Source organism: Jutongia sp. SJQ-6, assembly GCF_054161275.1.
The window spans coordinates 2,934,905-2,957,003 of sequence record NZ_CP195314.1; the positions used below are offsets into that span (position 1 = coordinate 2,934,905).

General features: G+C 39.4%; 22 protein-coding genes and 1 pseudogene. All 23 read left to right on the forward strand.

All coding sequences use genetic code 11. From position 1 onward, the window contains the following. Positions 1–212: 212 nt before the first annotated feature. On the forward strand, positions 213–992 hold the full coding sequence (locus ACSAJE_RS13115; protein ID WP_458009324.1) for an N-acetylmuramoyl-L-alanine amidase family protein: 780 nt from the start codon (positions 213–215) through the stop codon (positions 990–992). Positions 993–1,051: 59 nt separating this feature from the next. Beyond that, positions 1,052–1,654: an XTP/dITP diphosphatase gene (locus ACSAJE_RS13120; RefSeq protein WP_022024142.1), complete on the forward strand. Its 603-nt coding sequence runs from the start codon at positions 1,052–1,054 to the stop codon at positions 1,652–1,654. A 22-nt stretch (positions 1,655–1,676) separates the two neighbouring features. Beyond that, positions 1,677–2,174 (forward strand): metallophosphoesterase family protein, encoded by a 498-nt coding sequence (locus ACSAJE_RS13125; protein ID WP_458009325.1) that lies wholly within the window; start codon positions 1,677–1,679, stop codon positions 2,172–2,174. An 86-nt stretch (positions 2,175–2,260) separates the two neighbouring features. Continuing rightward, positions 2,261–3,922, forward strand: coding sequence for a hypothetical protein (locus ACSAJE_RS13130; RefSeq protein WP_458009326.1), 1,662 nt, complete (start codon positions 2,261–2,263; stop codon positions 3,920–3,922). A 198-nt stretch (positions 3,923–4,120) separates the two neighbouring features. Beyond that, positions 4,121–5,644: a CCA tRNA nucleotidyltransferase gene (locus ACSAJE_RS13135; RefSeq protein WP_458009327.1), complete on the forward strand. Its 1,524-nt coding sequence runs from the start codon at positions 4,121–4,123 to the stop codon at positions 5,642–5,644. Positions 5,645–5,681: 37 nt separating this feature from the next. After that, positions 5,682–7,829, forward strand: coding sequence for a glycoside hydrolase family 13 protein (locus ACSAJE_RS13140; protein WP_347559550.1), 2,148 nt, complete (start codon positions 5,682–5,684; stop codon positions 7,827–7,829). Positions 7,830–7,863: 34 nt separating this feature from the next. Next, positions 7,864–8,142 carry a hypothetical protein gene (locus ACSAJE_RS13145; protein ID WP_118691343.1) on the forward strand — a complete coding sequence of 93 codons (279 nt, stop codon included), beginning with the start codon at positions 7,864–7,866 and terminating at the stop codon, positions 8,140–8,142. 662 nt (positions 8,143–8,804) lie between these two features. Further along, complete coding sequence (locus ACSAJE_RS13150; protein ID WP_458009328.1) at positions 8,805–8,966, forward strand: hypothetical protein; 162 nt, start codon at positions 8,805–8,807, stop codon at positions 8,964–8,966. A 135-nt stretch (positions 8,967–9,101) separates the two neighbouring features. Then, positions 9,102–9,785: a hypothetical protein gene (locus tag ACSAJE_RS13155; protein ID WP_118691345.1), complete on the forward strand. Its 684-nt coding sequence runs from the start codon at positions 9,102–9,104 to the stop codon at positions 9,783–9,785. Between the two features lie 101 nt (positions 9,786–9,886). Beyond that, positions 9,887–10,294, forward strand: a complete 408-nt coding sequence (locus ACSAJE_RS13160) for a hypothetical protein (protein ID WP_118691346.1) — start codon at positions 9,887–9,889, stop codon at positions 10,292–10,294. 129 nt (positions 10,295–10,423) lie between these two features. Next, a complete protein-coding gene (locus ACSAJE_RS13165; protein WP_118691347.1) occupies positions 10,424–10,846 on the forward strand; it encodes a hypothetical protein in 423 nt (140 codons plus the stop codon). A gap of 6 nt (positions 10,847–10,852) precedes the next feature. Then, positions 10,853–11,101 (forward strand): hypothetical protein, encoded by a 249-nt coding sequence (locus ACSAJE_RS13170; RefSeq protein WP_118691348.1) that lies wholly within the window; start codon positions 10,853–10,855, stop codon positions 11,099–11,101. A 13-nt stretch (positions 11,102–11,114) separates the two neighbouring features. Next, complete coding sequence (locus ACSAJE_RS13175) at positions 11,115–11,546, forward strand: hypothetical protein (protein WP_458009329.1); 432 nt, start codon at positions 11,115–11,117, stop codon at positions 11,544–11,546. After that, positions 11,546–11,893 carry a hypothetical protein gene (locus ACSAJE_RS13180; RefSeq protein WP_118690980.1) on the forward strand — a complete coding sequence of 116 codons (348 nt, stop codon included), beginning with the start codon at positions 11,546–11,548 and terminating at the stop codon, positions 11,891–11,893. The genes ACSAJE_RS13175 and ACSAJE_RS13180 overlap by 1 nt, the downstream gene beginning before the upstream one ends. Before the next feature lies 1 nt (position 11,894). Then, positions 11,895–13,196 (forward strand): ATP-binding protein, encoded by a 1,302-nt coding sequence (locus tag ACSAJE_RS13185; protein ID WP_118690979.1) that lies wholly within the window; start codon positions 11,895–11,897, stop codon positions 13,194–13,196. A 100-nt stretch (positions 13,197–13,296) separates the two neighbouring features. After that, a complete protein-coding gene (locus ACSAJE_RS13190; protein ID WP_279221305.1) occupies positions 13,297–13,428 on the forward strand; it encodes a hypothetical protein in 132 nt (43 codons plus the stop codon). 210 nt (positions 13,429–13,638) lie between these two features. Next, positions 13,639–13,800: pseudogene (locus ACSAJE_RS13195) on the forward strand (IS256 family transposase); the annotation flags it as partial. 29 nt (positions 13,801–13,829) lie between these two features. After that, positions 13,830–14,438: an Rpn family recombination-promoting nuclease/putative transposase gene (locus ACSAJE_RS13200; RefSeq protein ID WP_458009330.1), complete on the forward strand. Its 609-nt coding sequence runs from the start codon at positions 13,830–13,832 to the stop codon at positions 14,436–14,438. 838 nt (positions 14,439–15,276) lie between these two features. Then, on the forward strand, positions 15,277–16,188 hold the full coding sequence (locus ACSAJE_RS13205) for an Rpn family recombination-promoting nuclease/putative transposase (protein WP_458009331.1): 912 nt from the start codon (positions 15,277–15,279) through the stop codon (positions 16,186–16,188). A 305-nt stretch (positions 16,189–16,493) separates the two neighbouring features. Beyond that, complete coding sequence (locus tag ACSAJE_RS13210; protein WP_458010077.1) at positions 16,494–17,309, forward strand: zinc ribbon domain-containing protein; 816 nt, start codon at positions 16,494–16,496, stop codon at positions 17,307–17,309. Between the two features lie 11 nt (positions 17,310–17,320). Beyond that, positions 17,321–17,938 (forward strand): zinc ribbon domain-containing protein, encoded by a 618-nt coding sequence (locus tag ACSAJE_RS13215; RefSeq protein ID WP_243104018.1) that lies wholly within the window; start codon positions 17,321–17,323, stop codon positions 17,936–17,938. Positions 17,939–18,137: 199 nt separating this feature from the next. Beyond that, positions 18,138–19,718, forward strand: a complete 1,581-nt coding sequence (locus ACSAJE_RS13220) for a protein kinase domain-containing protein (RefSeq protein WP_458009332.1) — start codon at positions 18,138–18,140, stop codon at positions 19,716–19,718. 58 nt (positions 19,719–19,776) lie between these two features. After that, positions 19,777–22,095, forward strand: a complete 2,319-nt coding sequence (locus ACSAJE_RS13225; RefSeq protein ID WP_458009333.1) for a hypothetical protein — start codon at positions 19,777–19,779, stop codon at positions 22,093–22,095. Positions 22,096–22,099 lie beyond the last annotated feature (4 nt).

Genomic DNA, 22,099 nt, shown 5'->3' on the forward strand with positions numbered 1-22,099 from the left:
GGTATGGGAAGTTTGGGCAGCTCATTTTATTATAACGAAATGTAGGATAAATTACAATCATTGCTTACACGTCAATGCACATTGCAATAGAGAACGATTTCTTATATAATGAGGCACAGAGAATAGCATATTTGAGGATATGTTTAGAACAGACACAAGATAATATTTATGGCAGGATACAGACGGAGAACAACGTTAGATTTGAGGTGGACATGGAGATAAAGCAATGGAGAATGCTGACAGGACAAAGCATATGTGTGCTATTGCTGCTGCTTGTCTTTTGTGTGATCTTTTCGAAGGGAATGCCGATAGATTCCATTTCCAAAGTGCAGGCGCAGGAGGCAAAAGGGTCTGTGCTATCGGAAAGTACACGGACGAGAGCACAGAAATTGTCCGATCCGAAACAGGACGATGCATCAAAGAAATCACAGTATGTGATCGCCTTGGATGCGGGACATGGAGGCAAAGATGAGGGCGCTGTCAGCGATGATGGAAAACTGGAGGAAAAAGAGTATAATCTGGCGGTGGTAAAGGAAATTGCCAGGCTGCTTGAACAAAGTGGTGTTAAGGTATATTGTACGCGAACAACGGATCGTACAGTTTCCAAAAAGGCGAGGGTACGGCTTGCCAATAAACGGCAGGCAGACATGTTAGTGAGCGTACATTGCAACGCATCGGATGCAAGAAAGCATTCTGTGCGTGGCATAGAAGTGCTGTATTCCAAGCGGGATAATGGAGCCGGATATACCAATAAACAACTTGCGGCGAAGCTGCTCAAAAAGACTGTCGCAGCGACCGGGTTGCCTGCACGTGGTGTGATCCGCAGAGAAGATCTGTATTTGATGCATCATGCAAAAGTCCCGGCAGTTATTGTAGAAACAGGGTATCTGACCAACCCTTCCGACTGTTTATATATGCGGCAGGAAAAAGGAATAAGGCAGACCGCCTGGGGAATCTATCAGGCAGTGATGGAGACATTAGAGAAATATTAGAAAGATTAAGCAGAAATGGGACGTTTGTGTCCTTAATCTTAGAAAGGAATCAATAGATCATGAAAAAAATAATAGTAGCAACAGGAAATGAAGGCAAGATGGATGAGATCCGCCAGATCTTACAAGGAGAGAATATCCAATTTGTTTCCTTAAAAGACGAAAATTTGCAGGATGTAGAGATTATTGAGAATGGAAGCACCTTTGAGGAAAATGCGATCATCAAGGCGAGAACTATCTCAGACTTGACGGGACAGATGGTACTGGCAGATGATTCCGGACTGGAAGTAGATTATCTGCATGGAGAGCCGGGAATATATTCTGCACGTTATTTAGGAGAGGATACTTCCTATGATATTAAAAATAATCATATTATTGATCTGTTAGCCGGTGTACCGGATGATCAGCGTACAGCTCGATTTGTCTGCGCCATTGCCTGTGCTTTCCCGGATGGGCGGACGATCACTGTTCGTGGTGTGATCGAGGGACGTATTGGCTATGAGCAAAAGGGTGAAAATGGCTTTGGTTATGATCCGATCTTTTATGTGCCGGAATTTGGATGCACAACTGCTGAGTTGTCTTCAGAAGACAAAAATAAAGTGAGCCATAGAGGAAAAGCATTGACGGCAATGTATGAAGAATTAAAACGTGAAAACTGTTTGTAGAAGAAAGGAATAGTAGAATATTATGAAACGTTTTCTGATCTTTAGTGACAACCATGGAATTAATATATATCTAAAAGAAGTGCTTGATCAGATCGGCACCGATTTTGACGGTGTTGTTCAATTGGGTGACTGTCAGAATGCCGAGACAGAACAAGAGATCCGTGACATCTTTACCTGCCCGGTTTATATGGTGCGTGGTAATTGTGATGGTATGAGTAAGCTTCCGGCAGCAGCTCTGATTGCACTGGGCGGTCATAAAGTATTTATAACGCATGGACACATTTACGGAGCAAGACCTTCCGTGCCGCTTATGACAGACATCGCCAAGGAAAATGGAGCAGACATTGTAATGTATGGCCACACCCATGTGCCATATCTGAAAAAGGTTTTTGGAGTTACAGTATTAAATCCGGGCAGCATTTCAATTCCGAGACAGGAGGATGGCAAAAAAACGTATGCGATCATGACGGTGGCGGATGATGAAAGTGTGGATTTCGAGATATGCTACCACAACGAATAGCAGGGAATTTTTGACTTTTTGGTGCGGTTACGGTATATTAATGACTTGGCATTGTTAATGAAGGTTTGAAGGAGAGGAAACAGAATATGAGTATGGAAAAAGAAACTGTTAATGACGGATTAGAGCAAAAGACAGATGATGTGACCGTTGAAACAGCGACAGAGCAGAAAGATGCGGCTGCAGCAGCGTCAGCAGAGCAAGGGACAGTAGGAACACCGGCCAAAAAGAGCAAGAAAAAGTATATTATTGCTGCAGTGATCGCAGTATTATTGGTTGCAGTAGGAGCAGCCGCTGCAAACTACGATACATTGTCCAATTTTATTCGAAGCAAAGGCAGTCCGGAAAGTTACTATCGCTATATTGCCAAGAAAGATCGTGATAAAGCAGTAGATAAGGTAGTAAAGTCTTACAATGCAATGACAAAGTCGATCAAGCTAAATGATCAGCAGAAGAAATCAACGATCAAAGTAGAGGCTGGTGATGCGTTAAAGCCAATGCTTTCTTCGGTTGGGCTGGAGTCTATGGAAATAGAGACGAATGCAAAAGTAAAGGATAAAGTTGCAACGTCGAAGTCTGTTCTCAAGGTAAATGGAAAAGATGCGATGAGCTACAATCTTTATGCAGACTACAAAGATGGCAAGGTGTATATGCAGATACCGGAGCTCTCGGATGCTTATTTGGATTACAGCAATTTGGGAGATGTAGACGGACAGGTTAATTATGTCAAAGCAGCCGGTGCTGTCATGGACAAAGTACCGGATGGAGATACATTAGAAAATGTATTAACAACATATTCCGATATTGTTTATGATAATCTTACCGGTGTGACTAAGAAGAATCAGACCGTTAAGGTAGAAGGGATCAGTAAAGAGTGTACTGTACTGACTGCCAAAGCCGACAGCAAAAAGGTATGTGATATTGCTGCGAAGATGGCAAAACAGTTAAAGAAAGATAAAGATATCAAGGCAATCATTGACAAAGCGGACAAATCTGCATATACACAGTTTAAGGACGGTGTGAGCGAGTTTGAAAAAGAGCTGGCTGCGGAAGATGCTTCCAAGGAAAACATTAATTTAGAAGCTGCTTTGTATGTGGATAAGAGTGGTGAAGTTGTCGGAAGAACATATTCTGCCAAGACAGAAGACGGAAATACGATTGAGATCAGAAGCTTTTTGCCGAAGAAAGGCAACAAGTTCGGTTATGAGTTGAGTTTCGTTGTTGATAAGACAAAATATGCTAAATTATCCGGCAAGGGTGAGATGAAGTCCGGCAAAGTCAATGCAAAATTATATGCGAGCGTGGATGCCTCTTTGCTTGAGGATGTCAGCAAGGAATATATTACAGACGGTGAGAAATTCCTTTCTATCGAAGTAAAGAATATGGATGTTCAGGCGTTGGAAAAAGGCAGTTGCAAAGGTGAGATCATCATCAAAGCCGATGAAAACAAAATGCCGGCATTTGCACTGTATTCCTTAGACTGGACGTTTGAAGGCGATACGAAGAAAGCGAGATCAGAGATCAAAGTACTTAGCGGCAGCAGTGCTATGGTTACGTTAAACATTGCTTCGGAGGATGGTGAAGATCCGAAGGTCAGCGCACCGGCAGCCGATGCTAAAATATATGATTTTGCAGATGAGAATGCGATCAATGAGTATGCCGAGAATATTGATCTGATTACATTCCTTACAACCTTAAAGCAGAATTGCGGGTTGGATCTTACCAGTTTACTGCTGGGCACGATGCAGTGATCAAGGGATGGTCTTGTCAGAAAAAGAGATGATGCAGGATTTTGATGATAGTATCTGCAAAAGGATTGCAGAAAACATCCATTAGAAATAAGACCTTCAAATTTTGTCGATCAAGATTTGAGGGTCTTTTCAAATAAAAAACGGGAATAGTTTTCGAAGAGAATCTGTGAAAGATGCATTGACAGAAAGGAGCAGTTCATGGAAATGCGATTACCACGGTCTGTTGTCGAGATCATCGACCGATTGGAAAGTCTGGGATATGAAGCGTATGCAGTGGGCGGATGTGTTCGTGACACATTGTTGGGAAGAGAGCCGGAGGATTGGGATATCACGACTTCGGCAAAACCGGAAGCCGTCAAAAAAGCGTTTGACAGGACGATTGATACGGGCATCGAGCACGGTACCGTTACTGTTATGAAAAATCATGTTGGCTACGAGGTGACGACATACCGTATTGATGGAGAATATGAAGATAATAGACATCCAAAGCAGGTTTCTTTTACCGGTAATCTCGTGGATGATCTGGAGCGGCGGGATTTTACGATCAATGCGATGGCATACAATCCGAAGACCGGACTGGTCGATGCGTTTGATGGTACCGGCGACCTAAAACGAAGAATCATTCGCTGTGTGGGAGATCCCGATAAGCGTTTTGATGAGGATGCACTGCGTATGCTGCGTGCTGTACGATTTTCGGGACAGCTTCAGTTTACGATCGAGGAAAAAACAAGACAGGCGATCGTAGAGCGGGCAGAGCATTTGCAAAATATCAGCGCAGAGCGTATACGTGTGGAAATGACGAAGTTATTGATCTCAAAAGACTCCGGACAGCTTCGGGAAGCAGTTGATACAGGAATGACAGCATATTTTTTGCCGGAATTAGACCGCATGATGACCTTTGAACAGAAAAATCCGCACCATATTTATACCGTGGGTGAGCATAGTATAGTTAGTGTAGAGGTCATGAATTGTTTTTTACGTCAGAAAAACGCCGAAGCGGTGGAAAGTCTGACTGAAACGACAGACAGAGTAGGGCATGATTCATTGCAGGAACGCTTAGAGATCATAGATGGTCAGATTGATGACGGCACTTGGAATGACATGGAACAGGTGATTCGTGAGATCGTTCCGGCGTGTGACAAAAAGACACATCAGGTGCTTTGTCTCACAATGCTTCTGCATGATGTAGCCAAGCCGGACTGCGCCACGGAAGATGAGCAGGGAATACGACATTTCCATGGACATCCGGACAGTGGAGCGAAGTTGGCAGGACAGATCTTGCGTAGACTGACGTTTGATAATGATACGGTGAATCGGGTCAAGACGCTGATCCAGCATCATGATGAGCGTGTGCAGCCGCAAAAACGGCAGATCCGACGTGCGGCTGCGCGGATTGGCAGAGAATTCATGCCACTTGTAACGTTAGTACAGTATGCGGATATTTTGGCGCAAAATCCAGACAAAGCGGGAGAAAAACTGCAGCGGGTGACAGCGGTATATCGACTATTTATGGAGATGGAACAGTTCCATCCGGCGCTTACCATCAAAGAGCTTGCCGTCACGGGGCGTGATATCATGACGGAATTAGGGGTTAAACCGGGACCGCAGATCGGAGAGCTGCTACAGTATTTGCTGGAACAGGTGCTTGACCAGCCGGAGCAAAATGACCGCGAGACACTTTTATCATTGGCAAAAGCGGCATATTCTGATAAAATAGAGTGAAGTGTGTAAATTGATGTAATAGAAAAGGGGAGCATTTATGGATATCAATATTCCATTTTATAAAATGTCTAAGGCGCAGAAAACGCAGCTATACATGGATAATTTGACGGTGATCTTTAACCCACAGGCATTATTCAGCGATGGAACTGCGTCTTACCGTAATCCGTCTGAGCCGGATTGCTTCGAAGAGGTACATCTCCGTTTTCGGACAGGGCGGGAAAACGTTGACGAGGTCATTTTAGTATTTGACGAGCAGCGCTACACGATGCAGAAAGTAGCCAACGACAAAATGTTTGACTATTACGAATATACGGTAAAACTTGGAGACAGCAGAGTAGAATACTACTTTGAAGTACATAGTGGACATATGGTATGTTATTTCAACAGCGTTGGTGTGTGCAGCAGTGTAGAAAATTATTATAACTTTTCCATTACACCATCGTTTCAGACCCCTGATTGGGCGAAAGGCGCCATTATTTATCAGATATTTGTCGATCGTTTTTACAATGGAGATCGCAGTAACGACGTGGAGACGGACGAATATTTTTACATCGGAGAGGGAACGCACAAAAATACTGATTGGATGAAATATCCTCGCGAGATGGATGTGCGTGAATTTTACGGTGGTGATATCGCCGGCGTTATGAAGAAATTAGATTATTTGCAGGATCTTGGTGTTGAGGCGATCTACCTCAATCCGATCTTTGTCTCTCCATCAAACCACAAATATGATATTCAGGACTATGATTATATCGACCCGCATTTTGGACGTATTGTCAAAAATGACGGCGAAAATCTACAGCGTGACGAAAATGGCAATCTGATCATTCACGATCCGGAGCACCCGAATAAAGATGCTACACGCTATATTTGTCGAGTGACAGACAAAGAAAATCTGGAAGCAAGTAATCAGCTTTTTATTGAATTTGTAGAGGAAGTACATCGCCGCGGAATGAAGGTCATACTCGATGGCGTATTTAACCATTGTGGATCCTTTAATAAATGGCTCGACCGTGAATGTATTTACGAAGATGCGCCTGGTTACGAAAAAGGTGCGTTCGTATCAAAAGACAGTCCATACCGCACATTCTTTAAGTTCCGCGAGGATACGTGGCCGTACAATGTTAATTATGACGGCTGGTGGGGACACGATACACTGCCAAAGCTCAATTATGAGGAATCCCCAAAGTTGTACGAATATATTATGCGGATCGCACGCAAATGGGTTTCACCACCTTATAATGTTGATGGATGGCGTTTGGACGTGGCAGCAGATTTGGGGCAGACCGCAGAGTACAACCATCATTTCTGGCACGAATTCCGCCGTAATGTAAAAGAAGCCAATCCGAATGCGATCGTGCTGGCAGAGCACTATGGTGATCCGACAGAATGGTTAAAGGGTGATCAGTGGGATACCGTGATGAACTACGATGCATTTATGGAACCACTCACCTGGTTTTTGACCGGTGTGGAGAAACACAGCGATGAATACCGAGGAGATCTTATCGGGAATGCAGATGCTTTCTTTGGCTCCATGCGGCATTATATGACGAGATTTAATACGCAGTCTTTGCAGGTGGCGATGAATGAATTGTCCAATCATGACCACTCCCGTTTCCTGACACGAACCAACCATCAAGTTGGCCGTATCTCTTCGCGTGGAGCAGATGCTGCGAATGAAGGCGTTAATAAGAACCTGTTTCGAATGGCCGTATTAATGCAGATGACGTGGCCGGGTGCGCCGACCATTTATTATGGCGATGAGGCAGGACTTTGCGGATGGACAGATCCGGACAGCCGACGTGCGTATCCTTGGGGACACGAAGACGAAGAGCTGATCCAGTATCACAAAGAGTTGATCCGTATCCACAAAGAACACCAGGTACTGCGAACCGGCTCTATTCTATTTTTGTTTGGGGAATATCAGTGCATTAGTTATGGTCGTTTTGATGACAATGAACATATTGTGGTAGCAATTAATATCAGTCAGGATACAAGACATATGGAGATCCCGGTATGGCGTTTGGGTATGACACAGCCAACTAGAATGGCACGTGTGATCCTTACCGATGCCAGTGGATTTTCCATAGAGACAAAGGTGTACCCGGTACAGTCCGGCAAATTGATCTTAGACTGCCCACCAGAGACGGCAGTGTTAGTCAAAGATATTGGAAACCTGTCGTGATCAGGTGTAACAACGGAAAGGAACATGAGATATCGTGAAACATAAATTGAGTGAGACGTGGCATCAGTTTCGTGACTGGATGCATGGCAGAGGACGTAACATCATCATACTGGCAGTAATTGTCGGGGCAGTATGCATGATCGGAAATTACTGCTTCGTATGGCATGGCGGCGATCCGTTCTATCAACAGTCCGATGCGGCGCCAACAATGACACCGACTCCGGAGCCGCTGGATCAGACGATCGTGGGCGGGGATTCCCTGCAGGCGGCGCCGAGCGCGACACCGACCGCAAGTGCTGAGAGTGGGAAGTAAGGAAAAGTAAATAAAAGTTGATCAGATTAGGATGTCAGAGGAATTCAGACCTTTTGACATCCTTTTTTTTGTTATAAAGATTAGGGTGTCAAAAGGTCTGAATTTCCCTGACGGGCTATTTTCTCAAATCTTTGACTACAATATCTATCAACGATGCGCCGCATCGCCTCAAGATATTGTAGCGCAAATCTTCAAAAAAATATCTCCGTCATGAAAATGGACTTTTGACACCCTAATCTTATAAAAGCAATGCGCTGGTTTTGTTTTGCTGTGAAAATTTTTAAGAAACGAAGTGAACATACGGTGCTAATATATCTATATTAAAAAATGGAAAGACTAATGACATGTATTTTTAGAGGAATACATATGCAAAGGAAATCTAAGAATGGAGGCGGGAAATGACATGGTTAACAGCTCGGAAAGGCTCTACCGGAATGAAAAAATGTGCTTTTTGTAAACACTATTTTGATCCAACCTTCGAGGTGATCGCCCCCAAAAGGGGGATGAAGGACGTGTGGGAGTATGAAAGAGGTGTTAAGAAACCGTGCTTGCTGAGAAACAATCGGGAAATGCAGTCGCAAATGACTTGCCCGAAGTTCGAGGTAAGAATTTAGAGTACAGGTTTACGGTGGCAAATAATTATATACTAGGGGGAATGAATTATGGCATTGTTAATTGATCCGATTATTATGAAACTGATGACAGATGTTGTACAAGCAGGTAGCTTGTCAGCAGGAGTAAAAATAATATTATGTGCTGTACTTGCATGTATTGGTACGTTTTTGGGATTTTGTTTTTTGGGGTTTATTGCCAATAAGGAATAATGGAAGTGTAACAAGTAGTATTATTATGCGGCAAGAAATAATTAATCTTGTCAACTTAATTAATGAAAATTAAGAATGAATACTAGACAAACATGTATTCTTGTGTAAGACATGGCAAAAGAAAAGGAGTAAAAAATGAAATTTTATATGATTGTTGAAAATGAAAAGAATATTAGTTTACAACAAAAGGTGAAACAATTATCAAAGGCATTAATGACGGCGGGATTTGTTGCTAATCCATTGATGATGATGAATTTTAAAATATGGGGAGAAATATATAAGAGATTTTTGCCTAGTTATATCACATTTAGTGAAACAACTAAATATACCAATGCAACAGGTGCAGACTGGTCAATGGGAGTGTTGTATGCAGAACATCCACGTAGGAACAAAGAATTGATTTCGCTGAAAGAATACAAGGAATTTGTTCTTCGAGAGATGATTTCAGATATTGCTAATTATATTATGGATCATATAAGCGTCTCTAAAATGGTCATAGGAACAGTTTCTTCACTTAAAATTGGAGCAAATGCAAAATCATCCAAACAATATGATGCGGAAGCAACCATTGATTGCAAACTTAATAGTGAATATACATTCACATGTGAAGGAACAGAACCCTCAGGAAAACAGTATGAATATATATGGATTGATCGCTTCCCGGATGTTAAAGCTGCTGTTGAGCACAAAAGTAATAAACTGGAAATTATAAAATCAACGGATTTAGAAGGTGATTTGGGTGTTAATTTGACAGATTTATTTAAGGCAAACGTCCTAGGGGGCAAAAAAGTGAAATTTTATATAAATTATCGAATGTAAATGTAATTTATATAAAGAAATATGAACAAAAAATCTTTATATTTGAATTAGGTTACAAGATAATCAAAATTCAAATGTATAATTAGAGGAGGAAAATTAATTTGTATTTAAATTTATTGAATGAAGAAGCAAAAGAGGTATTTCTTGATTTATGTATTAACTTGGCGGAAAGTGATGATGACTTTTGTCAAAAAGAAAAGAATTTGATTGATCAATTTTGCCAGGAAATGAACATAAAACATAGATATATGGCTAAATTGAGTTTGGATAAATCATTGAACAGGCTTAATGAATTGTGTGACGAAAGGGGAAAGAGAGCAGTTACTGCTGAAATTATAGGTCTTGTTATTGCTGATGAAGTTATTTCGGATAGTGAATCAAAAATTCTACAACAAATAACAGAAAAATTTTCGATTTCACACATTGAAATGGAGAAATTGATAGGGCTGGTAAATGAGTTATATGAGTTATATAAAAGGTTTAATTTATTTTTGAATGGTATTAATTAAATACACCAATTTAAGTTGTGTTTATAAAACACACATCAATGTATATATTATTGGGAGGTGAAGAGAAAACACAAGAAAATAGTAAGGTAATTAATAAGAAAATGTGCATGTTTGAGAAAGGAGTTTATTATGGTTAAATATATTTTAACTGTTGCAGGAGGTATCGTTATCGGTATTATTATTGAAAAAATGATTATTCAATCAAAAGAAAATAAAAAACTAGAATGTTCAAGGTTGCTGGAACAGTGCTTTGGTAAGGCGATGTTTACTAGTAATTTATCAATGAAAGAAGTGCAAGAGTGGATTAAAGGGAGAGAAGACAGAATAAAGAGTGGATCTAAAGCAATTATTTTAAAAGCCAATAAAAGCACTTTAAGTAAAATTGGAAAAGACATAGAAGTTTGGGAAGATAATAATAATATTGTTATTGCGATTGTAGATGATGTCACACATAATATTGAGGACTCTGTGTTGATCAAATATGAAAAATTAGATCAAGCACTTGAAAACTCATTAGCAAAAGGAGATGGTGTATTTGTCGTAGAGGAGTGATTAATTATGTTGGGTTGGATTATGTTAGGACTTATAACAGCCGGAGCTATTGTGGTGGTTATAACTGGGATCATAACTATAAAAAAAATAAAGGAGGCGATGATAAAGCATAAAATGAAAAGTGCACTTATTGCAGAAATAGATTCATGTGATAATGTGATTAAATTGGAAGAAATGGAAACTGGAAAAAAATTAGAAATGCGAGGAGACAATGTGTCTTGTGATATACAAGAAAATAATATAGTTTATGCGTAAAGGAGAAAAGTATATGGGTAAAAAAATTGAAATACTTGTGGATGTTTTTAAGAATGCAGAGACGATGTTAAAAGTTGTTGACAAAGTTGCCAATACACTTTCGGATATTGTCGAAATGTTAGAACTGGATGAAAATAAGGTCGACAAAGAAACGATATTTCAATTTGACAGTTGTATTGAATTTTATAAAAGGTATAAAAAAGAAATGCCAATAGCAACTGGTTTTATATTGTCAGTGAAGGAGAATTTGCAATCCAAAAATGAAAATGAAAAGTACGTAATTATTCAGGGATTAGTAGATGACCAAGATAAACCAATTAAGCAAGATGATGAAAATGCTATAGGCAGAAAGATATATGCAGCCAACATTGACGAAAAAACGGTTAAATATCTTGATGGAGATGATACAAAAATATTTATAGTAGACGAGAGAGGAAGGTGTTAATGATGGTGCATATAATAGCAGGAATAATAATAGCAATAATAGCAGGTGATATACTGGTAAAGCTGATTAAGGTTACCAAACCCTGGGTTATGGATCAGGTTAAAAAGAGAATGAGTAATTCAAATATATCGAAGGTTGCATTGCTTGACATTCAGTGTTTGATTGATAATTGTGACAATAAAATATCGTTAGATGAATTAGAAGGATATTCTCATGTTATGGTGAGTGTTGATAGTGAGAATAATACTATAACAGATACGGAACTTATTCAAGATCAGAATGTGGTTCCAGATTCTGAATTGAAGGAGCTTTTAGGAGAGAGAAAGATGATAATTGTGGAGAGATAATATGAAAGCTTATATATGTTTACCGGCAGATAAATATTATGCATGTGCGAATCAGTTTGATCACATTGCAAACGTCTTTTGTGTTGAATTAAAACGTTATTATGGAGCTATACAGGTAGAAATTATAGGTCAAGTGGAAAATGATAGTATAGATGTTTGCGTAATGGATTCAGCAAAATATGAGGGGTATGATGCAGAAATTAAACAGATAATTAAGGATTTAATTAAAAATGAGATAGGGGAAAAGAATGTCAACATTAAATTGAATTATGCAATCTTTAACCCCAACTATAATCCTAAAAATGAATGTCTGATGAAACAAAATGTTCAGACTGGTAGTGCATCAAAAAACCAGGAGAATAGTGAATATGATTATGAAAAATTGTCAATGAATTATTGCGCTGATGAACCGAAATATTCCTTTGAGCAGGTTGTATTACCAGAGTATACAAGGAAACAAATTGACGAGGCAATAGGAATAATTCAAGTTGAACATAAGGTGTTCGATGAATGGGGGCTACGTTCGATTATTCCTCAAGCATCGACAGCTTTAAGTTTTTATGGACCGCCAGGTACGGGAAAATCTATGTCTGCTGAGGCTGTAGCAAAAAAACTAAATAAGAAAATATTAAAAGCCACATATGCTGACATTGAAAGTAAATATCATGGTGAGGGACCTAAGATGGTCAAAGCTATTTTTAGAGCTGCAGAGAGGGAAAATGCAATATTATTTTTGGACGAGTCGGATTCCTTACTTTCAAAACGCTTGACTAATGTTTCTGATGGTTCGGCACAGGCTATAAATTCGATGAGAAGTCAATTATTGATATGTTTAGAGAATTTTACTGGAATAGTAATATTTGCAACGAATTTGGTAGTGAATTATGATAAAGCATTCTTGTCTCGCTTAATAAATGTCGAATTCACATATCCAACAGAAGAAGAGCGTGTTGCTATATGGAATATTCACTTAAAAGGGAAAAATATACATGTTCCATTATCTCAAAATGTAGATTTAGAAAAACTTGCGAAAGAATATGAGCTATGTGGTAGAGAAATCAAAAATATAGTCAAGAGCGCATGTGTTTCGGTTGCTTTGGAACAAAGAGAAGAAGTAGATTATAACGACTTAGATCAGGCCTGCATTAATGCTATAACTGAACGTAATAAGGTATATAATGCACAGGATCATACGATGTTGCAACGTCAATCGGGAAAGTCCATTGAGCAAAATAAAACTTTGATGGATGAGATTAAAAAAAATATTGATATATCTAAAAAAAAAGACACAAAATCAATATGAATTATAATGTAAGTTATTAAATGAACGGGAGTGTCCTAAAGTTTGTGCAAACCTTCAAACTGATGTAAGACAACATTACTCAGTTTGGAGGTTTTTTATTATGGCAAGAAGAAAAAGTGATTCACCACAAAAAGCAGCAATGCGTGAAATGATGCAGGGATATCTCAAGGAGAATGATATCAGTATCAAAAGCGGAAACGATGTTAATTTCATTATGCGGGACATGATGTGAATATTCTTGCTTCGGGAAACCTTAATTCCGGAAATGTGGAAACCGGTGTTCCGGAACACGGAAACCGTCTTGATTGGCTTAATGGATATTTATCGGGTACAACTCATTTGTCAAGCCCAGAGCCGCTTTGCGGTGCGAAGCAGGCTTTACGATTGAGTTGAAACTGATAAACTAGTATTGCTCCAATCACACACTTTTCTTGGTTCCCTTATGCCGGACAGCATGGACATGGTAGCCGGAATATTCATAATGTCTGTTTTATTGGAAGGGGCTCTTGACGAAGAGCTTAATGAGGAACTTGGGTATTCCAAATATGATTACCGCAACCAAGAGACCGATAACAGCCGGAATGGGCATTCCAAGAAAACATTGCAGCGGGTGCTAAAGGAATCCGCCTCGATGTGTATGTCGAGGATGAAAAACACACAGTATTTAACCTGGAAATGCAGACAACCACTGCGAGAAATCTGCCCAAACGGATGCGATATTATCAGGGAATGATCGATCTGAATATTTTGGAAAAAGGTGATGATTATAATCACTTGAAGAAAAGCTATGTCATCTTCATCTGCACCTTTGATCCGTTTGGACTGGGACGGCATATTTATACCTTTGAAAACCGCTGCAGTGAAGATATAGCATTGACATTAAACGATGGCACCGTTAAGATAATCTTAAACACAAAAGGGACTTTGGATGATGTAAGTCCTGAAATGAAACGATTGTTGGATTATGTTGACGGAAAAGGCGTATCGGATACCTTCACAAGAGATTTGGAAGAGGCGGTACAGTCCGCCCGTCAAAATGAGAAATGGAGGTTGGATTATATGACATTACAGCAGGAATATAGAGAACGCTTCCAGGAGGGTAAGGTCGAAGGCATTAAAGAAGGTAAGATTGAAGGGAAAATTGAAACCTTATATGAGGAACTTCATATGACCGTGGTTGAGATCGCAGAGAAATTAGCGATTTCGGAAGAAGAGGTGCAAAGGATCGTAGATGCCTTGTAAGTCCTGCCTATATATAATGTACCCTATAAGGTGGACACAGTAAGAAAAAGGGATTGTCCAGAATGTTAATCATCGCGAGAGAAAATAATAAATAATTGCTAGGTCTGAAATTACTGAAAGGAGCCTTAATTGTGGATACTTTAACAAAGGGAGATATTCATAAAAATAGACATTATTTTTAAAAATTATAAGACCAGAGTGTGGACACGATGAAAAGGGGGATGCCCCTATTAAGTGGACATGTGAAAAAGGAATCAAATTCTATAAAGTAGACACTGGTTAAAGGCAATAAATTAATAAAAATGGATACATGAGTATATCTAAGAACAAGGGCATCTGATACAATAAGATCAAGATTGGAGAGGATGCAATGAAAGAATATACTGCATAAGAAATGAAACTGTTAAAAGCAAATCCATATACGTTCAAGGTAACTACGAATAAATTGTATTTTACAATCGAATTTAAGGAAGCTTTTGGACTGAATATTATGATAAGAAAACGAAACAGCATGAATGTATGATAGAACCATATCATGCTAGAGTGTTCCGAAACGAGCAAAAGCATAAAACGGCACAAATGAATGATTATAAAACAAAACATATTGACAATTGACATATGAAATGATATGTTTATACATATACAAATAATATAACAAGTTCTTTTGCTCTTATGTTCTAAAACGAGAAATGTGTATATGTTGGACAGATTTACTAGCATGGATTTGTATCCTTTATAGGTGCAGATTCCTGCCATAGGCGCGGTTTTGGTATAGTAAATCAAGGGTTGTATCCTTAAGAGAGGAAGAACTTGTTGCCAACAGGGAAAGGTAGGGAACATGGGAGAGAAAGACATTGCGGAGAAGGTACTGGAGGATTACAATGACGTTTTTGCGGATATAGTTAATGTGTTATTGTTTCAGGGAGAACAGATCGTAAGGCCGGAGCAATTGGAGGATAAAACATTACGGTCTTCTTATAAGGCAGATGGTAAATTACGCGAAATAGTGAGAGATGTCGGAAAGAATTGGAATCAGGACACCATACGCATCGCCTGTTTGGGGATTGAAAATCAGACAGATTCTGATGCGGATATGCCATTGAGAGTTATTTCGTATGATGGAGCAGAATATCGTGCTCAGTTAATTAGAGATATATCTTCACAGGATGGTGGAGATGGTGATATAATATCTACCAAGAAGAGGCGTGATATAAAGCGTTATCCGGTTGTGACATTGGTGCTGTATTTTGGCTATGAGAAACCTTGGAGTTCCTCGAAGAGTCTTTTGGATCGACTAACTGTTTCAGATGCATTGAAACCATATGTGCAGGACTATCGGATCAATGTATTTGAAATCGCATATCTTACGCCGGAACAGGTAAAACTATTTCAGAGTGATTTTCGCATTGTAGCGGATTATTTTGTGCAGAAACGGTTAAATCATGAATATAAACCATCGCCACAGAAAATGAAGCATGTGCATGCAGTTTTGCAAATGATGAGCATAATGACGGGCGATCATCGATTTGAGGATGCATATAATGATGCGATACGGAAGGAGGAGTTGAATATGTGTGAGGTATTGGATAGAGTAGAGAAAAAAGGATATGATGCTGGAAGAATTGCCGGCAAAATTGCCGGCAAAATAGATGTGTTCTATCATGAACTAGGTATGTCCGTCTCTGAGATTGCAGAGAAACTGACTATGACAGAGAGCGAAGTGCAGAAAATTCTTGATGAATCGGAATAATTCAGAAGAAAACTTTGAAAGAACACTATACTAAAATCAAATGGGTGTATGATAGAATCATGCCCTGTAAGATAAACAGTCCTTTTATGATATTTCATAATAGGACTGTTTTTTTTCCCCAATTAAGCTTCTAATCGCATGTGACAATAAAATAAATTTTTTCAACCACCATGCAGTTATAATATTTATCGAAAAAAAGGATCATTGCATTTTATTTTGCAAATTCCTGAAAAATACAAGTTGTCAACAATGTAATCAGGTAGTGATTTGACACTACCTGGATTTGAAAGGAGAATACTATGGCGATGATTACATGCCCTAATTGTGGGGAACAGATTTCTGATAAGGCAAAGAGTTGTGTTCATTGTGGGGTATCTTTGCTACCAGAGGAGAAAGTGATTTGTGAAGAATGTGGAGCAGAATTAGAAGAAGGAATAGAAATATGTCCTTCCTGTGGATGCCCGGTTACATTAAGTGAAGACAGTAGCAAAGGTGGTTTGCAGCAGGTTGAAGTGGCCGGCGTACGAATGACAAATGTAACAAAGAAGAAGATGGCAATAGCTATAGGAATTATTTTATTGATGGCTGTTGTGATTTTGGTGGCTAGTCTGATTCAGAAAAAAATTGTAGCGGACAAGGCGCAGAAAACAGAAAAAGAATATGCGGTAAACTTGCAGACAATCACGAAAACTATGCTGGATAGTGCCGATGAAGCGGAATCATGTGGGAATTTGATCAAAAGCGTATGGTATAATGCAATCTATAATAAGAATGATGCTTCAACAGATAAATACACTATGAAAGATGAGCATTTTTTTGTATCTGATTTTAATGATGCATTACATAAGCTGTTCTCAGATTTGACATTTTCATCAAGAGTGGACAAGATTTCTGAACAACAAGACACTGTAAATGCTTTGATGAAAAAATTGAAAAATCCGCCAGAAAAATATAAAGAAGCCTATGAAAAAATGTCAAAACTCTATGATTCGTACATTAAACTTACAAATATGGTTACGGATCCAAATGGTAGTTTGCAGACATATTCAGATACATTTAACGAAACAGATACAGAAGTATTAAATAACTATAAAGCCCTAGGGGTATATCTGGAAGAATAGGAGAAGACGATATGGCGTTATTAATATGTCCGGAATGTGACAGTAAGGTAAGTGATAAAGCACAGTGTTGTCCTAACTGTGGCTTTCCGGTAAAAGATATCATAGAAATAGAGTGTAAAGCTTTACAAGAGAGCAAAAGAACAAAACAGAAAAAGATATTGGAAATAGTTCTGAGTGTTATAGTGTTATGTGTAGTTGTTGTCGGTGCAATGACAGCTATAAAGCGACCAGATACCAGTGGTCTATATAATAAGATTGCGTGGGGTAGCAGTGAGACTCAGATTAAAAAAGAATATCCCAAGGGAACGGAAGGGACAGATGATGATAAAGAAAATGAGACGTATTATTTATATAATATGAAGTCTTATATGGATGGTATTGATGCACTAACACATTTTTCTTTTAAGGATGGAAAATTGTATCAGATTACTTTTATGCTATCACCACAGGATAATAGCGATATTATTGATGAGGAAGTTCCTGGTAAGGTGGAAGAGTACCTTTGTGATTTGTATGGAAAATATAAAAAGGATAATGCCATCTACAAATGGGATACGAAAAAAAGTACCATTGAGATGTTTTCATATCGAAGCTTGGTAATAGTGACATATAACGAGAAAAAAAGATGAAAACTGGGGGGAATGAGGCAATAGTGTTTTGATAGTAGATGAAAAGAAGTAGTTTAAAATATTCCAAACGGAACATTTTAAACTGCTTCTTGATGTCTTGCGGCACTACATCAAAAGTGGTAATATTATTCAATATCATATGAACGAGATAAAGAATAGAAAAATTATGAAGATGTATAGAGCTGTGGGAGGTGAACCGATGAATCGCGGACAAATAACGGGAGCGTTGCCTAAGGGTACAATATTGAAAGGACAATACGAGATTAGGCAGGTGCTTGGACGTGGTGGCTTTGGGGTTATTTATCAGGCATTTGATAAAAATCTGCAGGTTATGGTAGCTGTCAAAGAAATTTATTCGAACAACACCGAAGAACGCAAACGGGCGATCCGCGAGGCGAGGATCACAGCATCTTTATACGAATTAGATGGAATTGTTACGGCACGTGATTTTTTTTGTGAGAATGAAACGACCTATATTGTGATGGAGTATGTGCAAGGTGTCAGCGTCAAGGGATATGTGATGACGCATGGTCATATGGATGGGCAGGAAGTGCTTCGCAAAATGAAACCACTGCTGTATTCCTTACAGCAAATTCATGATAAAGGAATTTTACATCGTGACATTAGTGTGGATAATATAATGTTGACGAAAAATGGCAGACTCAAATTGATTGATTTTGGAGCAGCAAGCAATTTAAATCCTGACAATGGCAACAATCACACGATTACGATCAAGCGTGGATTTACTGCGGTTGAGCAGCATCGTGCAAGTGAAAAGCTTGGCACGTGGACGGATGTTTATTCATTGTGTGCATCTATGTATTTTATGATTACGGGCATAGTGCCACAAGATGCGATGGAACGCTGGCTGAATGATCAACTGACGCCGCTGAATGAGATATATGGGACCGGACTTACACGGGCACAGTCGGAGGCGATTATGCAGGGAATGGCAGTTGATAAAGCAGACCGGCTGAAGTCTGTCAATGCACTGTCGAAGCTTCTTTATGACGAGGTGGAGTTGGAGAACAACCTGCTTCAACAGAAAACAGGAAGAGCATATGTCTGGACGCGGATCGGGCATACAAGAACAATGAGGCGCGAGATTGCGAATGTATTTAACACTAGCCGAAAGAATAGCCGACACAATATTAGACGTATGATTTGGATCATGCCATGTGCTATTGTCGTAGTAATCGGTGCTCTGGGATTATTTCATCGTGTATATCCGATGCAGACGGGGAGTGCTCCGGATGCTGCATTCAGGCAGGTAATTAGGACGGTATCAGATCAGGAAAGGGGTGCAACAGCAATACCATCGGCAATACCATCGGCAATGCCATCGGCAATGCCATCGGCATTACCAAATAAGAAGTCGGTTCCTCCTACAGGTGTGAAAAATACATCGGAATCGACGATAGCCGTAGAAGCAGATAAGGACGCAAAAGCAAGTGAAGCACCGCAGAATGGCAAGGACGCAAAAGCAAGTAAACGATCTCAGGCTGATAAGAAGGGGACGACCCAAGCATCCGCTAAACCGAGTAAGAAGTCGTCGGCGCAAGTAAGTAGGAAAGCGGCTGCACCCGCGCGTGGAAAATCGAATGCAGTGACAAACAGAAAATCGTCTGACAAGGCGGTGTCATCGAAAAAGTCTGCAAAAGAGTCTGCAAAAGAGTCAAAGACTACTACGCAAAATAAAAAAGATTCCAGTGGTTCGACAACAAAGAAGAATCGATCCCCAAAAAAATATGAGGGAAATTTGGATGAACTGTTTGAGTAAACTATTTACAGCGCTTGATGTTGTGAAAAGTGACCACAGCTATGAGAGGAGAAGGTGAATGAAACGAAGAAAAACGGCACTTGTCTTGGTCATTATTATATCTTTGATAGTGGGAAATATGCCATCATTTTCTGTTAGAGGAGCGGAGACATCGGCTTCTATGTCTGCCGTAGATTATTTGGCATTTTGTAATAAAATAATGAGTGATTTTTCACGCTATAAGGAATTAAAAAAAGTAAAAGCTATTACAATTTCGAATAAAGAGGATTTCATCGCATTCCAAGAGTTTCTGAATTCTGGTTTGGCATGGTATATGGCAGAAACCAAGACTGCCTATATTCAGACAGCAGATATTACAGTAAGTAATTATACCTTTGGATATGATAAGAAAACAGCGTTTGCGCAGGTATATGAGAACGGAGAATTGAAGGCGCAGATCGCCCCGGATCAAAAAGTATATGCCCCGGATGACTTAACGGAGGAAATGACCTTTGAGAAGTGTGGTTTGTCAGAAAAATTTGCATTTTCGTCATCGAAAGATTCCGGAGCTAGATATTTATATTCGAAATATTGTGGTAATGATCATGTAATACGTGGTGCATTGTTTTATAATGGAGCTGGGGGTCTGTTTGATTGCGGAGGCGACATGACCGGACTGACGGTAGAGAACTGCATGGCATATGGAGTGAATACAGGGAGTTATCAGTTGGGGATCTTGTTTGGCGGTGGTGCGCCATCTGTTCAAAATTGTGAAGTGAAGAATTGCATTGTGGCAAATGGAGAACATATGGGGATTTTTATCGGTAATGCGGATACAATGAGCAACTTTCGAGTAGCACAGTGCACGGCATCAAATAACAAAGTGTTTTCAAACAAAACATATAATAACCATAATACAAGCAATGCAGGGGGATTGATTGGTTATTTAAAATATTATAGAAATGATATTACCATGATTGAAAACTGTGTGTTAGAGAATAATAAAATTGAGGGAACCAATGCAGGTGGTCTGATTGGTCAACTGTATGATTCAAGAGATTATTATAGAGGTAAGACGGATAATTGTAGATTAGAGATCGCACAGTGCAGGAGCGATGCAATTGTTCAGGGGACAAAGAGCGGTGGTATCATAGGATGTATTACAAATAACGATAATTATAATCCCTCTGATCAATCTCAACAATCACAATTTCATATAGAGCAGGTAAAATGCAGCGGACAGATTATGTCTAATGAATCGGACATCAGTGAGACGCAAGTACTAGGTGGAATAGTGGGGAATATTACAGATGGTGATGGTCAGATCAAATTACGTGATATGGTATTTACCGGAAGCTTTGTTTGCCCCAATAATATAAACGATACATATATTGGCGGTGTGTGTGGACAGAATAACAGATACAGGACGATCATTGAAAATGTGGGGTGTACAACATCAATTGATTACAATGGTAACACAGGACATATTGTAGCAGGCGGCATATTGGGAAGAGGGTATTGTACCCAGCAATCCTATATAGATAGTCCGTCAACGATTGCCAAAAAATATCCCTTTGTTAATTGTTTGAGTGTAATGAATGTGCCAAAGAAAAATGATATAGATGATGAATCAAAAATACAAATCGGAACATTAGCAGGTGCACAAAAGTTAAACGCATGGAAACATTGTTATGCATACACAGAGAATGGTGCGTTGCCGCTGATCGCTGAAGTGGGTGAAGGGGAGATGTCAGGCTGTTATTTGCTAACAAAGGAACAGCTGGAGGGGAAAGAAAGTCAAGATCCAATATCAAGTGAAGAGGGAACGTATGCCAATACAACAGCTGTATGTACTGCATTAAATAATTATATTGAGAAATGTGATACTTCTGATGAAATACATGCCAAATGGTATCAAGGAAAAGAGCAATATCCAACATTGCAGCTTATGGAGGACACAGAAGCTTTAGGTTATAAAAAAGGAAGAATAAAAGAAGTAACGGTTAAAGATTTTTTGGATAATACAGCATCGCCTACTCCGAAGGTGACGCCAAAAGTAACACAAAGACCCAAGGTTTCAACCAAGCCGAAGTCAAAATATTATCCGGCGCCGAAAGTAAAGGTTGTACCTAAGCGAACCAAGTCAGGGCAGCGTTATTTACGGGTGTCTTTACGGCGGCAGCAAAACTGTTATATCCAATTTTATGGAAAAACCAAAAAGGGATACGTGTTGTTAAAACTAAAAAATAATCACCTTACCAAAAAACACCGTAAGGTTGATATTAAATACAGCCGTAAGATAAAGAAAATAACATATAAAGTTCGCATCTACAAGAAAGTAAATGGACGGCGAAAATATAGTAAATTTACAAAGGCAAAAACATTACGCCTGAAATAGGATA

Excerpts from the sequence above, each read along its gene's own strand:
- ACSAJE_RS13170 (WP_118691348.1), top strand. The coding sequence starts at position 10,853 with ATGTTGGGTTGGATTATGTTAGGACTTATAACAGCCGGAGCTATTGTG.
- ACSAJE_RS13140 (WP_347559550.1), top strand. The coding sequence starts at position 5,682 with ATGGATATCAATATTCCATTTTATAAAATGTCTAAGGCGCAGAAAACG.
- ACSAJE_RS13180 (WP_118690980.1), top strand. The coding sequence starts at position 11,546 with ATGATGGTGCATATAATAGCAGGAATAATAATAGCAATAATAGCAGGT.
- ACSAJE_RS13155 (WP_118691345.1), top strand. The coding sequence starts at position 9,102 with ATGAAATTTTATATGATTGTTGAAAATGAAAAGAATATTAGTTTACAA.
- ACSAJE_RS13220 (WP_458009332.1), top strand. The coding sequence starts at position 18,138 with ATGAATCGCGGACAAATAACGGGAGCGTTGCCTAAGGGTACAATATTG.
- ACSAJE_RS13115 (WP_458009324.1), top strand. The coding sequence starts at position 213 with ATGGAGATAAAGCAATGGAGAATGCTGACAGGACAAAGCATATGTGTG.
- ACSAJE_RS13225 (WP_458009333.1), top strand. The coding sequence starts at position 19,777 with ATGAAACGAAGAAAAACGGCACTTGTCTTGGTCATTATTATATCTTTG.
- ACSAJE_RS13130 (WP_458009326.1), top strand. The coding sequence starts at position 2,261 with ATGAGTATGGAAAAAGAAACTGTTAATGACGGATTAGAGCAAAAGACA.
- ACSAJE_RS13185 (WP_118690979.1), top strand. The coding sequence starts at position 11,895 with ATGAAAGCTTATATATGTTTACCGGCAGATAAATATTATGCATGTGCG.
- ACSAJE_RS13165 (WP_118691347.1), top strand. The coding sequence starts at position 10,424 with ATGGTTAAATATATTTTAACTGTTGCAGGAGGTATCGTTATCGGTATT.
- ACSAJE_RS13120 (WP_022024142.1), top strand. The coding sequence starts at position 1,052 with ATGAAAAAAATAATAGTAGCAACAGGAAATGAAGGCAAGATGGATGAG.
- ACSAJE_RS13135 (WP_458009327.1), top strand. The coding sequence starts at position 4,121 with ATGGAAATGCGATTACCACGGTCTGTTGTCGAGATCATCGACCGATTG.
- ACSAJE_RS13125 (WP_458009325.1), top strand. The coding sequence starts at position 1,677 with ATGAAACGTTTTCTGATCTTTAGTGACAACCATGGAATTAATATATAT.
- ACSAJE_RS13175 (WP_458009329.1), top strand. The coding sequence starts at position 11,115 with ATGGGTAAAAAAATTGAAATACTTGTGGATGTTTTTAAGAATGCAGAG.
- ACSAJE_RS13215 (WP_243104018.1), top strand. The coding sequence starts at position 17,321 with ATGGCGTTATTAATATGTCCGGAATGTGACAGTAAGGTAAGTGATAAA.
- ACSAJE_RS13150 (WP_458009328.1), top strand. The coding sequence starts at position 8,805 with ATGGCATTGTTAATTGATCCGATTATTATGAAACTGATGACAGATGTT.
- ACSAJE_RS13210 (WP_458010077.1), top strand. The coding sequence starts at position 16,494 with ATGATTACATGCCCTAATTGTGGGGAACAGATTTCTGATAAGGCAAAG.
- ACSAJE_RS13205 (WP_458009331.1), top strand. The coding sequence starts at position 15,277 with ATGGGAGAGAAAGACATTGCGGAGAAGGTACTGGAGGATTACAATGAC.
- ACSAJE_RS13190 (WP_279221305.1), top strand. The coding sequence starts at position 13,297 with ATGGCAAGAAGAAAAAGTGATTCACCACAAAAAGCAGCAATGCGTGAA.